This window comes from Pseudofrankia saprophytica, assembly GCF_000235425.2.
Classification (GTDB): Bacteria; Actinomycetota; Actinomycetes; order Frankiales; family Frankiaceae; genus Pseudofrankia; species Pseudofrankia saprophytica.
Window position 1 is genome coordinate 7,984,963 of sequence record NZ_KI912266.1, and the last position, 14,557, is coordinate 7,999,519.

A 14,557-nucleotide genomic window follows, 5' to 3' on the forward strand; every position below is an offset into this window, starting at 1 on the left:
CTTTACTGAGACCAATCCGAGTCGCGTGAAGGTCGTAGAGGTGAGTTTGCTGCGCGAGAACGCCAATGTTGAATTGTTTTTCGCATTGACCCGTTTCCGTGATGGGTTCTACGACTGCCTGGACGCTCGGGCCGACACGCTCTTCGAGCTGACGGACGCGGTGATCTGCACTGAAGCTCCGGTGACCTCCCTGGTCGAGTTGTCACTTGCTTCGGTATTCCGCCGCGGCCACGGAGCCCTGTATGACGCGTTGGCGCAAGGCGCCATCGACGAGGAACGGCTGCGGGATCTGCTGGCCGACCAGCTCCCACCCGACAGCCCACCGATCTTCGGTGTGGACGTGACGACCTTCCCCAGGCCGAACGCCGAGTGCTCACCCGACCGGGGCCTGCACTACGCGCCGTGCCGCTGCGACGGCGACCGCAAGGTCGTACCGGGCTGGGAGTTCCAGTGGGTGACCGCCCTGGAATGGGGCCGCTCCTCGTGGACGCTGCCGGTCGACGCCCGCCGCCTGCCGCAGGGAGCCTGCCCGGTGACCGCCACCGCCGAGCAGATCCGCGACCTCACCCGACGGCTGGGCACCCAGCCCCCGACACCACAGCCCGCACCGATGTTCGTGCTGGACCAGGGATACGCAGCCGCCGCACTGACCCACGCCCTGGGAGACCTTCCGGTCCAGACCCTCGTAAGGATCGCCGGCGACCGTGTCTTCTACGACGGTCGGCCCGGCCCCCGCAAACCCGGCCCCGGCCGCAACGGCATCCACGGCCAGCGGTTCGCCCTCGCCGCGCCGATGAACCTGCGCCGCCCCGACCAGATGCTGATCGTGCCCGACACGACCAACTACGGCCGGGTCGAGGTCCGGGCCTGGCAGCGCATGCACCAGAGGGTGGCACGCTCGGGCTACTTCGCCCGCCTGGGAGACGAGCTGTTCACCCGGCTACCCATCATCGAGGGCACCGTCCTGGAAGTGCGGGTGGAACGTCTGCCCGACGGCCGCAGCCCGCACCGCACCATGTGGCTGTGGCACTCCGGCCCCCATGCACCCGACCTGGACGTGTGCTGGCGGGCCTACCTGCGCCGCTTCGACATGGAACACACCTTCAAGATGATGAAGTCCCAGCTCGGATGGACCGCGGCACGGCTACGCCATCCTGAGCAGGCCGTCCGCTGGACCTGGCTGCTCATCGCCGCCTACACCCAACTCCGCCTCGCCCGTGACCTGGCCAACGACCTGCGTCGCCCCTGGGAACGACGGCCCCGCCCAGGCAAGCCGCTCACCCCCTACCGGGTCCGCCGCGCATTTCGACATCTGCGCGACCGGCTGGGCACCCCGACGCGTCTACCGAAAACCAGCCACCCCGGCCCAGGACGTCCACCCGGAGGCAGAAACACCCCAGCCCGACGCCACCGTCTCGGCTCAGAAATGCGCAAAACAGACATACCCGCGAAGCCGGGAGGCAAGAAGAAAGGTTAAATCTCAAGCTTGGAACAGATCTCCGAGAGCGCGGACAACGAGAGGCCGTAGACCGTCTGCTCGGCGAGGCCTTTGACGAGCTTCGGTTGGCGGGGGTTCCGGTGAAGCGGGCGTGTGCCTTGGCGGGCCGATCGCGGGCGACGCATTATCGGCACGCCGCGCCGGGCGGGCCTCGGCACGGACCGTGGCTTCCGCGGACCGCGCCGCCGGCGGCGCTGCGCGACGCCGAACGTGCGCAGGTGCTGGGCGTGCTGAACAGCTCGGCGTACGCGGATCTTGCGATCCCGCAGGTCTGGGCCCGGGAGCTGGACGCGGGCCGGTACTGGTGCTCGCTGTCGACGATGTACCGGATCGCCCGCTCTGCAGGCCAGAGCAGGGAACGCCGCGCCCAGGCGTCGCATCCGCCGCGGGTCCGTCCCGAGCTGGCCGCAACCGGACCAGGCGAGGTGTGGACCTGGGACATCACCGCGCTGAAAGGACCGGTGAAAGGAACCTGGTACAAGCTCTACGTCATCCTCGATATCTACTCCCGGTATGTGACCGGTTGGCTCGTCGCGGCCGCCGAGGACGCCGTCGTCGCGAAGGACTTCCTTGCCGACGCGATCGCGCGCAACGGTATCCCGCCCGTGGCGATCCACGCCGACCGCGGCGGCGCGATGGTCTCGAAACCCGTATCCGAGCTCCTCGTCGACCTGGGCGTCGCCCGGTCGCATTCCCGGCCACGGACCTCGAACGACAACCCCTACTCGGAGGCCCAGTTCAAAACTCTCAAATACAGCTACGACTTTCCCGACAGGTTCGGCTCGCTCGCCGACGCGCGGTCATTCTGTGACGGGTTCTTTACCGCCTACAACCATGACCATCGCCACTCCGGGATCGGGTTCCACACCCCAGCCTCGGTCCACTTCGGGACCGCCGACCAGGTTCGGACCCACCGGCAGGCCACCCTCGACGCCGCCCACGCGGCGCACCCCGAGCGGTTCGCCCGCCGACCCAGGCCGCCGCGGCTACCCGACACCGTCTGGATCAACAAGCCAGTTCCAAGCCAACCAACCGAAGATCCACTGTCTCATTTGACTTGACATCTACCGTAGAGGGCGGCGAGATTGCCGCGGACATCGATGGTGAGTCTGTCCTGGTCGCCCCACCTGTCGGCGGATTCCGCCTCAAGCTCGCGGAGAAGCTGTATTGCGCCAGCCTGGTCGCCCGCTGCGTCAGTCCAGATCGCGATCTCGAAACGGCTGGATGCGGACATGAAGTCGTCGTCGCCGAATTCTCGCTGGTAGCCGGCGTTCGCGTCGCGGGCGATCTGCAATGCGCGCTGTGGGTCGCCGGACTCTCCGGCCCAGCGGGCCAGGTTTAGCTGGCTGTCCAGACTGATGCGGTGGGCCGGACCGAAGAGCGCGGTCGCTTCGACTGCTTGCTCTTCGGCAAGCCGAAGCGCCTCGTCAACGTGGCCGGCGTTCCCGGTCCACCACGCGAGCTCATAGCGAAGGTTATGGAGTTCGGCGCGGTCGAGCCGAGATGGGCTGCGCCGTGCCTCCTCGACAGCGGTGCGCAACACGTCGATGGCCTGATCTTCCTGGAATGAGTAGCCGAGGCAGCGAGCGAGGCCGGCGGCCGCAGGCAGGTGACCGCCATCGACGGCCTGGCGAAACGCGAGGGCTGCGAAGCCTACGCGTCCCCGCCCCCAGGCGGCCCTTCCGATGCCCGCCGCGTCGTCGGGACCGGCCCAGCGCAGCAGCCTCGTCCACGTGGTCTCGGGGACCGGACCCGCCTGCTGGTCGAGGTCCACCGCATCCAAGAGATAGTCGAACGCGCTGTAGCGGTCGGTGCCGTCGCTGGCGAGCAGGCTCGCGGTGGCAAGGATCGTCTCCAGGGCCCACGCGACGGCCTGCTCCCAAGGCTCGGGACGCAGGCGTGCACCGCCATGTTCCGCCAGGTAGTCCTCGTGGAGCTCCTGCAGTACCGCCAGCGGTACCCCGGCGCTGCATCCGGCCCGTCTGGCGTCCACGGCCGCCGCGACGAGCGCGGCACCACGCGGGTGCGTCCCTGGGGCCCATCCGTTCAGCCATCGAGCGAGCAGGTCCGGACCTGCTGCCAGATACTCCGCCACTCCATACCGGTCGGCGTGCGCCAGCGCCGAGGCGATCTCCGGGTCATCCCTGATCTGTGCGGCGCGAGCGAGCTCCGTGGACGTCCACGCCCGGGCCAGCCGAATCTCGGTCACAAGACCAAGAACCTCCCGGCCGGCGACCGCTTCCTCATTGCCGCCCCGGTTCATCGAGGACTCCGCCCGCCCGCGAAACCGGGCGTGCTCCTGAGCCCGCATCGTGGCCAACACCACCCGATCCGCAGCGATCTGACCTGTCTGATCGGACCGGGGCCCGGGTTGGCCGAGAAGTTCATGCAGGTGGTGGACGGACAGACCTCCCGAGCCTAGGTAGCGTTCTAGATCGTCCAGCCACAGGACACATCGCCGCTCGTCACGCGCGGCCGCCACCGCACTGCGAATGGATCCAGGCTGGTGGTCAGGGAAGACAAACGCATGATCGGGGAGACAGCGGCGCGTCGCTTCGAACGCGGCTCGCGTCTTCCCAGCGGTCGAGTCCCCCACCACCAGGACGAAACCACCGCGACGGACCGCCGCCTCCAACGCGTCGCTGCGATCGCGCCGTACGAACGTCGGCACGTAGCCCGATGAGGACGACACCCGCGCGGCGCGATGTACCCCGACGAACAGCGGCTCGGCCACGTCGCGAACCCGGGGAACTCGGCCTCGCCGATCCACCCAGACGTTCTCGAGGAGCCGCCGGCCAGCTGCCGCGTCCAACGCCTGGCTGCCCCTGCTCGACAGGACCGCCCCCACCGCTCCGACCACCGCGACAGCCAGCGACGCCACGACCCCCGGCAACACGTCCGCCAGCGCCGCCGCCCCCGACCCAAGCAAGGCCGAACCGGCCACCAGAGACCAGGCCGCGAGCGACCGACTCATCCGCACATCGCACTATCACCACAAAGATCCCGAGCATCGAGCCAATCTCAAAGATCAACTCTCGGATTCCCTCCGCTGTCTGCTGTCCGGGATCCCTGGACGGTTACCGCGCGTCAGGCCCGGCGCGGCGTGCGCCAGCCCGGCCCGGCCGGGTCTCACGGAGCGTGAACATCCGTCGCGTCGACGATCGACCTCCGCGTCGGGGTGAAGGTCGTCGTCCGGCTCCAGACCAGGCCGGTGTCGCGGCCTACGCCGAAGAGCTCGACGCGGCCTGGCAGCGAGAGGAGGCCTGGCTCGACGCCACCGGCCAGTAGCTTAAGATCCACGACGTGTGCCCTCGATGGCCCCGACCACGACCTGGTCGGGGCCATCGCGCGTCCTGGCCCGGCGCGGGGGCTCGCCAGCGCCCTGGCCCTGCCGACCCGCGCCTGTATAGGAACCGGATGAGGATGCCCACGCCAAGCAGGCAGGTCACGGTAGTTGGCCAGCGCACGCGCGCCGATCGGCGTCGTTGTTGGCCAGGGCTGGGGGTAGGCGCATAAGCCTGCTGCGGGGCGGCCCGCGGTGGGCGCTTGGCCCCTCGCCTGCGTGCACCGCCCTGTTCGAGCGACCAGCTGACGGTTCGCGCTGGTCAACGGCGCTGGCGCAGGGCGGTCAGGCGGTCGCGCAGCGCGGGTTCGTCGGCCGGCGACGCGACGATCTCCACGAGCTTCGTGCGGCTCGTGGCGCCGCGTACGAGACACACGTCGGCACGGCGCAGGCCGAGCGCGTCGGCGAGCGCCCGTAGCGCCGCCTCGGTCGCCTTCCCGTCGACGGCGCGCGCTGAGACGCGCACCACCAGGCTCGGCTCGCCGTCCGGGCCGGCCAGCTCACCGCCGACGGCGGTCCTGCCGGCCCCCGGTCGCACCCTGATTGTCACCCGCACGCACCCCATCGTCGACGATGCAGGCCCCCGGCCGGTTGGGACGTCTGTCGACATCGATTTTCGACGCGGGTTGTTGACGCCTCCCGAGGGCGCTACGGGTGGTCGTCGGCGGGTGTCGGCGGACGACCGTTTACCGACAAGATCGAATGGCGTCTCTGTCTATGGGGCGCTGTTCGGGCAGATCTCCCGGTACGGCTCGTCGGGTAGGTATCGATTCCGTTCCTCCTCAGTCAGGCTGCGGCGGGCTCGTTGGCAGGCAACTTGGATGGGGTTGTTTCGGAGGCTTTGGAGCGCGCTGACGTCCCATAGTTCCACCGTGCCGTCGAAGCCAAGGCTGGCAAGCAACCCGTTTGGGCCGAATGTGACCGACGAGACCTCGGAGTTGATGGTGAGCGGCGCGCCGAGTGGGCGGGGGCACGGGCGGGTCGCTGACGTCCCACAGCCGCACTGTGCGGTCCATGCTGCCGCTGGCGAGCAGCCCGTTCCGGCCGAAAGCCACTGAGAAGACGCTGGAGTTGCCGGCGAGCGACTCACCAAGTGACCGGAAGATGCAGCCAGAGCAACCTGAAGAGACCACAGTAGGAACACGACCGTCGACACCACGCCGTCATGATCTCTGCCGCGCTGGTCGCCCAGCTCGGCGCCCCCCGACCGTCCAGTTGCACCCAACAGGCGAAATACGACCCGCCCAGGATGACCTCGGCCGAGCGCTGGCGAACTCGCGAACCGCGAGCTCCACCGGACTCAGCCCGGTAGTTGACCTCGGAACGGTCTGGGTTGTGGCCAGGAAATTCGCCCGGTACATAGATCCGCGAATCTGCCTATACCTAATCTTCCCGCCCTGACCCGAAGAGGAGAATGTTGCCGGAGCAGCCGCTCCACGTTGGCGAACGAATCAATCGGTGAATACGAGTACCCCAATGATCGACGAAGCTCGTTAATCCTGTTCCAGGAAAGCGCCGGCGCCACCGCCAGCTCTTGGCGGCAGATGCCGAGGGTGTCCACTACCGATCTTTCCTGGCTGTCTAGCGCGCCCAGATTGTCAGCACTGAAGTAGTCGACAATCGTCGCGGCGAAATAGAGGTAGCACGCGAGCGTACTAGCCTCGGCCACACGCTCTCTACCAGGTTTACCTTGCGCAAGAACCGCCAGTTCCGAGGCGGCCGCCACGAGTTCTCCCGAAGACCCGAGCGCGATACTGTCGACTATCTCCGCCAACCAGTTCACGCCCCCATCGCCTGGGTTCGCAACCGGCAGATAGCGATAGGCGTCTATCTTTTCGCGGACATCAAGGGCAACGATGTAGCGCGCGACTTCGGCGAGCTCGCTGCCGCCATCCGGCCAGATAGTCGGCATTTTTCGCATCATTCTGATCGCGTCGCGTGCCAATCCTCCTGACATCGCGTGCGCGAGTGCGATGAACGGGACAGGTATTCCCAGAGTCCTCCGCTCGATGACGCCTCTGGTCTCCCTGAAGTTCAGGTAGGGTAGCTGTATAACATCGTCAAACGAGCTATCTATGGCATCCCGAGCGGGCATGCCGCGGCGCTTGAAGGAAAGCAGCGCGTCGGTGCTCACGGAAAGCAGGAAATAGCACCCTTCGATACCAAAGATTCCCTTGATATCGTTAAGGAACTGGCTGGCGTGCACGCCGTCTTCCATCTTGTCCATCTCGTCGATGACAATGAAGACCCGCCCGCATTCTTTGGCCACTCTTTGAATGAAGTCCCTGAAAGATCGCACCGTCTCCGGGTGGGTAGAGTCATGGCGAGTCCAGGTCTCCCCGCTGGTGCTCTTTCCCTCGATGATGGGGATTTTGAGTGACAGTGAGGTGTCTGAAGTCTGCGCTTGCTGGAAGCGTAGATGCTTCAGCTTCTCCTCAGCCTGCTCTTTTATGGGTAAAGTGCGATTGGAAGTACCTGGGCCGGCGGCGCGGAATATTGTTGCCCTGCCCGTTTTCCAGATGACCAGCGCGACGGATCCGCAGAATCCAAACGCCAGGTAGAAGGTTCCGAGTCCAATAGACATATTCCCTGTGACGACGTGCGCAATGCCTGCGGCAATAGCTATAAAGACGGTACAGAGCCCGAGCCAGAATCTGCGAAGCGAGGGTGGGCTTTGTTCACAGGCCGTCACTCTACCGAAATCATGATCCTGGCCTAGGACGGCCATGCAAAGGCGGATATAAATATGTTGAATAAATTGCATCGCGTCATAGCTAACCGGGGCGGATACCTCAACACGGATCGGTCTAGATCGCGATCCCTCCGCATTGCTGGTCGCAGCGTGGAGTAACGTGGTCTTCCCGACGCCTCGTGGCCCCGCGACCCCGATACTTCCTCCGTCGATTGATGACACAACTCTATTCACGCGGTCCAGCGCCTCGGTGGAAACTTCGAACCGCGGGTTGAAGATCTCGCTCAACCCCGAGGCGTCGTCGAAACTGAAGATTTTTGAAAACGATGGCGTGGCCTTGTTGACCAGATGCCTCAACCGGGGAACAAGTACCTCCTGGCGAAGTGCATCTCGCAGCGCCTCCTGGGCCGAACTATACCTGTCCTGCGCCAACCGAGCTCGCTTCCACCGGGTGTCCGGCCTGTACCTTATCAGGAAATACAGTCCGGCGAGACTAAGAAGAAGACCGTTGCCGATCTGAATTACTGCGATATACACCGCCTGCGACCGGCCCGTCGAGCTGAGAAATAGGTACAGAATCCCGGCCGCGGCCATCACCGGACCCATAGCTAAGGCCAATGCGGCAAATGTCCGCCGAAGTTTTCGCTGATGATCTATTTTGCCTTTTCTTTCCCGTGCATACTCCACCTCTCGCACTTCTTCGTCGACATCATCCCACAATATTTCCGCGTCCGCCTCGCAGATGTCTCGGAATCTACGTTCTATAATTGGGCCAAGACGCCCACTGGACTGCACCTTGTCGTCTTTCAGTGCATTTTCCATCTCCTGCTCGATAATCGACGAATCGGGCATGGTCCCCTCCCTTGACACTAGCTGCTCGACAGGTTCCCGGTATGGGCGCCGTGAAACAGAGCGGACGTGACAGACCTGTTTGAAACCAGCAATATAACTGATGTTGGGTACTCGCGATGGACTCGCCTCCAGGAGTAGAACTCAATATTTCGTCGGAACCGCACGCACCCGTCCCATAAACCAGTGCCCGCGAAGGTCCGTCGGCGAGCCAGGGCAACACATATCCGCCTATTGGCGATTGTTCTGGCGACTGTTATCAGAGTGATTTTCGATGGCGCTGTCGCAGCCGACGATCCGGTTGTCCACTCGGGCACCGTTCTAAGCGCGTATCCAGGGTTCTGCGCGCAACCCGGGTGAGATCACCAGGCGAGAGGTCGTGTTGACACCGGCCCGCCGGTGGTTGGATCGAGGTTGCACCCACTCGTCCTCCACCGGCGAGGTCGTGGTCAGTATGCGCCCGCCCATCGTGTTCGCCAACCGCCCCACCAGCCACGTCGAGCAGCTGCGCGGTGATCTGCGCGGCCGGCGGCGTGTGGCGGTGCGGGCGGTGATGGTGCCGCTGTCCTGCACGGGCTGACGGCGGCCGAGATCGGCAATGAGTGGAACACCGTAATGCCCGAAATCGTCATATGTGCAAACATGCCGACGAAGCGCACGTCTCGCACTTGCAGTTGAAAGAATTTGGCCAGAGTTGACGGTCGGAGATTCCCGGAGCGGACGTAGCCCGCATTACGCATTGGGCACAGTGTCAAACGGAATGGGTGTCGGGACGGTTAATATGGTTCTGCGCCCTTTGGTGGCGCCACGTTCGAAGGCGTCTCACGCCCACAACCGAGTACTTTATGGCACGCGATGGGTCGCAGATTCCTTGGGGGTGGCGGCGCAGCCGCCACCCTCATAGGTGCCGGAGCGTCGCGGTGACCCCGGGGGGGGGGTGCAGTTGCCCTGACCTCGGGTCGCGCTCGCCACCGGCACTGGGGCGACGCTGGGCGGTGTGGGCGAGTCTTGGGCGGTCTGGTTCGAGGCTGCCGGTAGATGCTTTCAATACAAGATCTACAGCACTACGGCACCATTTCATGATCTTCGTTTCCGCCATTGGACGAGTGGCCGTCGAACGGGATTCTGGTGCTGCGGGAAGGGCCTGGCACGCGAGGTGCACTCGGCCGCCGGTTGCTGGGGCGGCGAGAACCATCCGGGCGTTGCGCTCTGCTGGAGTCGCGGATCGGGACGTGTACGAGCCGGACGACTGGCTCCGTGCCTGTCCAGATGGCCGATATCGCGCCTCGGTCGAACCAGGGTCGCCCGCACGCCGGGCCCATCAGCGGATTACAGCGGTAGTTGCGGGTGGAGGTCGGGTCCGAGTTGGCAGGCCTGGTCGTAGGCCGCGGCGGCGCGTGGGTCGGGTGGGCAGTTTCCGAGCGCTGCGTGGGCGGGGTTGGCGTCTCCTGGGATGGCGGGGGTGCCGTGGGGCAGGCCGAGGTGGCGGTGGCGGTAGTCCTCGACGCGCTGGGCGGCGTCGTCCCACGCGGTCGTGTGCTGGCCGGTGGGGCGGGGGCCGAGCAGCGCGACGAGGTAACCAGGCGGTTCGGCTTGGGCGCGTAGGAGGGCGTGGCTGGTCTGGCGGTCGAGCGCGGCGTCGAGCCGGGCCAGCCGGGTCTGTGCCAGGGCCCGGTCTGGCGGCGGCAGCTCCACCGCGTCGGCGTCGTTCGCCGTGCTGAGTTGTTCGTCGAGGGTGCGGCGTTCGGAGGCCAAGCCGCCGGTGGGTCGGGTGGCGAGGTGCCCGATCTCGGCCGTCTCCAGGAGGCGCGTGGCCTGGTTCCACTCGTCCTGGGCAGTGCGTGGCACGGGGAGGTCGTAGAGCAACGGGTCGAGTCCGGCCTGCGTGCACAGGTCGGCGACGCGGTGTGCCAGGACCGCGGCGGCCGCCTGTGCGTCGGTGACGGGCTGGCGGGTGAGCGCGGTGTGGATCTGGTCGGCGGGGTGGCCGTGGTCGAGCAGGGCGTGCAGGCCGGCGATCGCCTGATCGCGTGGCACGCTTTCGCGCGGGCTGTGGAATCGGGCCCGGGCTGGTTCCGGGAGGGTGCTGGCCCAGGTGGTGGCGAGGTGTATGGCCTGGTCGTGGTGGCGTAGCCACGGGTCGCGGCGCCGGTCGTCAGGGCTGGCGCCAGGTGGCGGGCCTGGGTCGTGGGCGGGGGCGGCCGGTTGGTGGCGGGCTTGATAGATCGCCAGCGCGGCGACCGCGTCCTCCCAGCCGGCCTGCTGGGAACCGGTCGTGGGCCGTGGGCCGATCCGAGCCAGCAGCGCGGCCGGTGGGGCTGCGAGCGCGGCGGCGCGGAGCGTGGCTTCGGCGGCGAGTTCGGCGCGCCGGAGCGCTACCTGGTGTGGGAGACCGGCGCGGGTCGGCGCGAACGGTGCCTCGTCCGGCGCGGACGGCGGAGTGTCCGGCGCGTCGGCGGCCGCCGACGGCGCGTGGCGTGGCGCGTCTGGCTCGCGATTCGGCGCGGCGGCGCCGACGCGGTCCCTCTTCGCGCCGATGGGCTGGTGTGCCGGTCCGGTAGCCAGGCGCAGGGCGGCGAGTTCGGCGAGGCTGTGGCGTAGGCGGAGTTGGTGGATGGCGGCGGCGTCGGGGTCGTGGTCGGTGGCGAGGCGTTCGGTCCGGGTGCGGGCGAGCTGGTCGGCGAGTCGGTCGAGCGGCCCGTCGGCCTCGGCATCGGCGATCTGGGGTAGCCAGTTCTCGTCGTCGTCGCGGTCGCTCAGTTGGTCGCGGCGTAGGACGTAGGCGTGTAGGTCGGTGCGGGCGCGCGAGAGCATGACGTAGAGCGCGGGGCGGGTGGTGTCGTCGGGGACGATGGCGCGGGCGGTGTCCAGGGTGGCGCCTTGGGCCTTGGCGGCGGTGATGGCGTAGGCGTGGCCGAGGCCGCCGTCGCGGCCGTCGTCGAACCGGTGCGTGAGGTACTCCCAGGGGACGCGCACGGTGCCTTTGCTCGGGAAGTACACGTCGAGTGTCTGCTCGTGGGTGGTGTCGGCGAGGTGGACGGCGGTGATGATGCCGACGGTGCCGGTGCGGATGTAGGCCGATGCTGGCCGGCCGGTGGGGATGAGGGTGTGGCCGGCCTGGGTGAGGGTGATGACCTCGTCGCCGGCCTGGAACTGCCGTCCTGCGGCGGTCATGACCGGGCCGGTCAGGGTTCCGTCTGCGGCGAGTAGGGCACGGGCGTTGGTGTTGAGGGTGTCGACGTCGCGTTGCCGCTCAGCCATCAAGCGCACCATCACCGGCTGCGCCGGCGCGGCGTGGGCCGGCGCCCGCTCCGGCGCGCTCATCTGGTTCGCGCCGCCTGCGCGGCGCGTGTCCGCGCCGTTCGCGCCGTCGGGTTCGGCGCGATCTGGCGCGCCGCTCGCGGGTGTGTCGCCAGCCGCGGCGGCGAGGGTGTGGCAGCGTTCGGTGTACCAGTCGGCCACGGCGCGCTCGAGCAGCGCGTCGGCGGTGTCCGCGAGGGCGACGTGGCCGGCGTCGGCGAGCCGGGTCAGGGCGGCGCGGGTCGCCGGCGCGGCCTCGACGCGCAGGGCGGCGAGCGCGGCGCGGATCGGTGCCATCTCGGCGCCGGCCTGGCGGTGCACGGCCGTGAGGGTCGGGAGGTCGAGGGTGTGGGTGGCCAGGTGGGTGAACCAGCCGCCGGCGTCGACGGAGCCAAGCTGGGCGGGATCGCCGAGCAGGATCACCACGGTGCCGGTGCGGGTGGCGTGACGCAGAAGGCGTTCGGCGTGGCGGGTGGAAACCTGGGTCGCCTCGTCCACGATCAGCACCGAGCCCGGCGGCCACACATCGGCCGGGTCGTCGACGTTGTCCAGCAGCGTCAGCCAACTGGTGACAACCCGAGCGGGGATCCCGATCCGTTCGGCGAGCTCCTCGGCCTGGCGACCGCCGTGCGCGGTGGCGAACACCTGGCGCCCTGCGGCGGTGACGAGGTCGGTCAGGGCGCGCATGGCCTCGGTCTTGCCCGTCCCGGCCGCGCCGACAACGGGGCGGACCAGGTCGCCGCTGGCCAGCAGCCGGAGGACCAGTTTGATCTGCTCGTCAGACAGCGCCGGCCGCGCCTCAATGGCGCTTGCCGTGGTGGCTGGGCGGGCGAGAGCGGCCAGCTGGGTGTCGAGCCGTGCCGGGTCGGTGAGCAGGCGGGGTGGGGCGCCGGCGGCGACCTGGCCCTGGCGGATAAGGGCGAACACGGTGTCCTCGGCGGCGAGCAGGCTTTCGACGGTGTAGAGGGTCTCGGGTTGATGCCGGCGCCGGGTGCGCCCGGTGTCGTGTAGGACGACGACCCGCTGGTCGGCGAGGAACCGGTCGGCGAGCTGCTCGATGCCGTCCGCGGCGAGCCGGTCTCCCGCGAACGTGGCGACGTGCTGGACGACGTCGCGGCGGGTGAAGGTCGTGGCGTGCTCGGTCAGCCCGAACGGCCCTGCCAGCCGAGTGAACAGCCCGGCGACCGTCTCCTCGTCCAGGACGGCCGTGTGGCCCGGCTCGGGCCGCGCCGGGGCGAGGCCGCGGATCTGCTCGACCGTGAAACCCGCAGCAGCCAGGCGTTCGATCTGCAACGCCTGCACCCTGGCGTCGGCGAGCACCCGCTTGGCCGCACGGGAACCACGCTGCGCCGCGGCCTCGGTCGCGGCGGACGGCTCGAAACCGGCCGCGACGAGCTGAGCGAACTCCTCAACGACCTCGCCATGCCGCGTCGAGAACGCCGCCAACAGCCCGGCCGGAAACGACGCGATCTCGGCGACCCCGTTACGCGCCGGCTCCCACACGACCCCACGGCGCGCGGACAGCTCGTGGCGCAGCACCGCCGCGCCGACGTGCCCGGCGGTCTTGACCTCGGCGAGGAACAGCTCCCCGTCGAGCGCCCGCCACTCCCAACCCGCCCTCCCCGCTTGCTGCGGGTCGTCGGTCTCCGTGGGGACGACTACCGCGTTGATCACAATGTTATGGATGTGCAGGTGCGCCTCGACACTGCGCGAGACGTCGTGCAGGTAGGACGCCACCGCCAGGCCCAACGCGTGCCGGCTCTCGCCCTGTACGACCCCGAACGCGCCGTGGCGCTCCAGATAGCCGATCGCCGCGTCCACCGCCGCGTCCAACGCGTCGGCGACATCGGCGCGCAGCGCGTCGTCGCCGAACGCCCACAGCAGACTCACCGACTTCGGCGCCGCACACACCACGTCGTAACCGATCACGGTCGCCGGCGGCGTCCGCGCCGCGCACCACCGCTCCAACTCCCCCCGCCGGACCAGCCACCGCCCGCCGGGCCCTCGCACCCCGGCCAGTTGCTCCGCCGGCTGCTGGACCGTCCGCTGGCCAGCGGGCGGCGCCGCCTGGCTGACGCTGCCGTCGGCGGGCATGCCGGCCGGGGCGGAGGTCTCCATCGTCGGTAGCGGGGGCGCCGTAGGCACCGGGCCGGCACGGCTGACCAGGCGGCGTAGGTAGGTGGCACCGACCCCGGCCAACGTTGCTGCCTGCGCCAACGTCAACAGATCATCGGGCCGGGGATCGGTCGTCGGAGCCTTGCCGTCCGCCGGCGGGATGCGCATCACCCGGCCCGCGGAACCGGTCGCGGCGAGCAACGGCCGGCCGGTGACCGCGTGCTCGCCCCGCAACAGCCGCTCCAACGCCAACCCGGACACCTCACCCCGCAGCCCGACCAGCCCGGCCGCCGACCCACGCGCCCGCCCCTGCGCCTGGCCCCGCCCGTAGTACCGCGCCAACGGGTCGACCGCCTGCGGCTGCCCACCCTGGACATAGTTCACGACCGCCCGCGCCGCCCTCGCGACCTGCCCGCTATCCCGCGCGTGAACCCGCAACACCTTCGCCGTCGCGATCACCGGCGGCCCACCTCGCCGGGTCGGACCCTGGCCAGCCACGCCGGCCGGCCGTCGACGTCTGGTGTCTGCTGTGGCCTGGTGCGGCGGACCGGGCCGGGTTCGGGCCGCGCCATGTCGCCTCCCGCTCGCCAGGGCGGCACCCGCGCGGCCCAGACCCGGGCAGCACGGATACCCGAAAACCCCGACGCTGCCGCCCGCTGTCACCGCGGACGACACCGCAAGAGACACCGCGAACGACACCGCGACGTACTGGCCTCAGCGCGCGCATCGCGCAGGACATCGCGGGCGACACCGCAGGCTG

8 protein-coding genes and 1 pseudogene are annotated in these 14,557 nt (G+C 68.4%); 3 read left to right on the forward strand and 6 right to left on the reverse strand.

Annotated features, from left to right (window positions below; all coding sequences use genetic code 11):
* The first annotated feature begins 40 nt into the window (after positions 1 to 40).
* Positions 41 to 1,477, forward strand: coding sequence for an NF041680 family putative transposase (locus FRCN3DRAFT_RS47505; RefSeq protein ID WP_007507715.1), 1,437 nt, complete (start codon positions 41 to 43; stop codon positions 1,475 to 1,477).
* 56 nt (positions 1,478 to 1,533) lie between these two features.
* A complete protein-coding gene (locus FRCN3DRAFT_RS0233735; RefSeq protein ID WP_157845314.1) occupies positions 1,534 to 2,559 on the forward strand; it encodes a DDE-type integrase/transposase/recombinase in 1,026 nt (341 codons plus the stop codon).
* On the opposite strand, the gene FRCN3DRAFT_RS50130 is transcribed toward FRCN3DRAFT_RS0233735, so the two are convergent.
* From FRCN3DRAFT_RS50130 to FRCN3DRAFT_RS54500, 5 genes are all read right to left on the reverse strand, one after another.
* A complete protein-coding gene (locus tag FRCN3DRAFT_RS50130; protein ID WP_007513748.1) occupies positions 2,547 to 4,472 on the reverse strand; it encodes a tetratricopeptide repeat protein in 1,926 nt (641 codons plus the stop codon). The genes FRCN3DRAFT_RS0233735 and FRCN3DRAFT_RS50130 overlap by 13 nt on opposite strands.
* 155 nt (positions 4,473 to 4,627) lie before the next feature.
* On the reverse strand, positions 4,628 to 4,798 hold the full coding sequence (locus FRCN3DRAFT_RS54490; RefSeq protein ID WP_157845290.1) for a hypothetical protein: 171 nt from the start codon (positions 4,796 to 4,798) through the stop codon (positions 4,628 to 4,630).
* A gap of 305 nt (positions 4,799 to 5,103) precedes the next feature.
* Positions 5,104 to 5,397 carry a DUF167 domain-containing protein gene (locus tag FRCN3DRAFT_RS0233750; protein WP_035925505.1) on the reverse strand — a complete coding sequence of 98 codons (294 nt, stop codon included), beginning with the start codon at positions 5,395 to 5,397 and terminating at the stop codon, positions 5,104 to 5,106.
* 226 nt (positions 5,398 to 5,623) lie between these two features.
* Positions 5,624 to 5,974, reverse strand: coding sequence for a WD40 repeat domain-containing protein (locus FRCN3DRAFT_RS52170; protein ID WP_083401292.1), 351 nt, complete (start codon positions 5,972 to 5,974; stop codon positions 5,624 to 5,626).
* A gap of 167 nt (positions 5,975 to 6,141) precedes the next feature.
* Positions 6,142 to 8,385, reverse strand: coding sequence for a P-loop NTPase fold protein (locus FRCN3DRAFT_RS54500; RefSeq protein ID WP_007513744.1), 2,244 nt, complete (start codon positions 8,383 to 8,385; stop codon positions 6,142 to 6,144).
* 451 nt (positions 8,386 to 8,836) lie between these two features.
* On the opposite strand from FRCN3DRAFT_RS54500, the pseudogene FRCN3DRAFT_RS57265 reads away from it, so the two are divergent.
* A pseudogene (locus FRCN3DRAFT_RS57265) lies at positions 8,837 to 8,976 on the forward strand (IS630 family transposase); the annotation flags it as partial.
* Between the two features lie 735 nt (positions 8,977 to 9,711).
* Here the strand turns inward: FRCN3DRAFT_RS57265 and mobF are convergent.
* Positions 9,712 to 14,256 (reverse strand): MobF family relaxase, encoded by a 4,545-nt coding sequence (gene mobF, locus FRCN3DRAFT_RS0233765; RefSeq protein ID WP_007513740.1) that lies wholly within the window; start codon positions 14,254 to 14,256, stop codon positions 9,712 to 9,714.
* Positions 14,257 to 14,557: the final 301 nt, after the last annotated feature.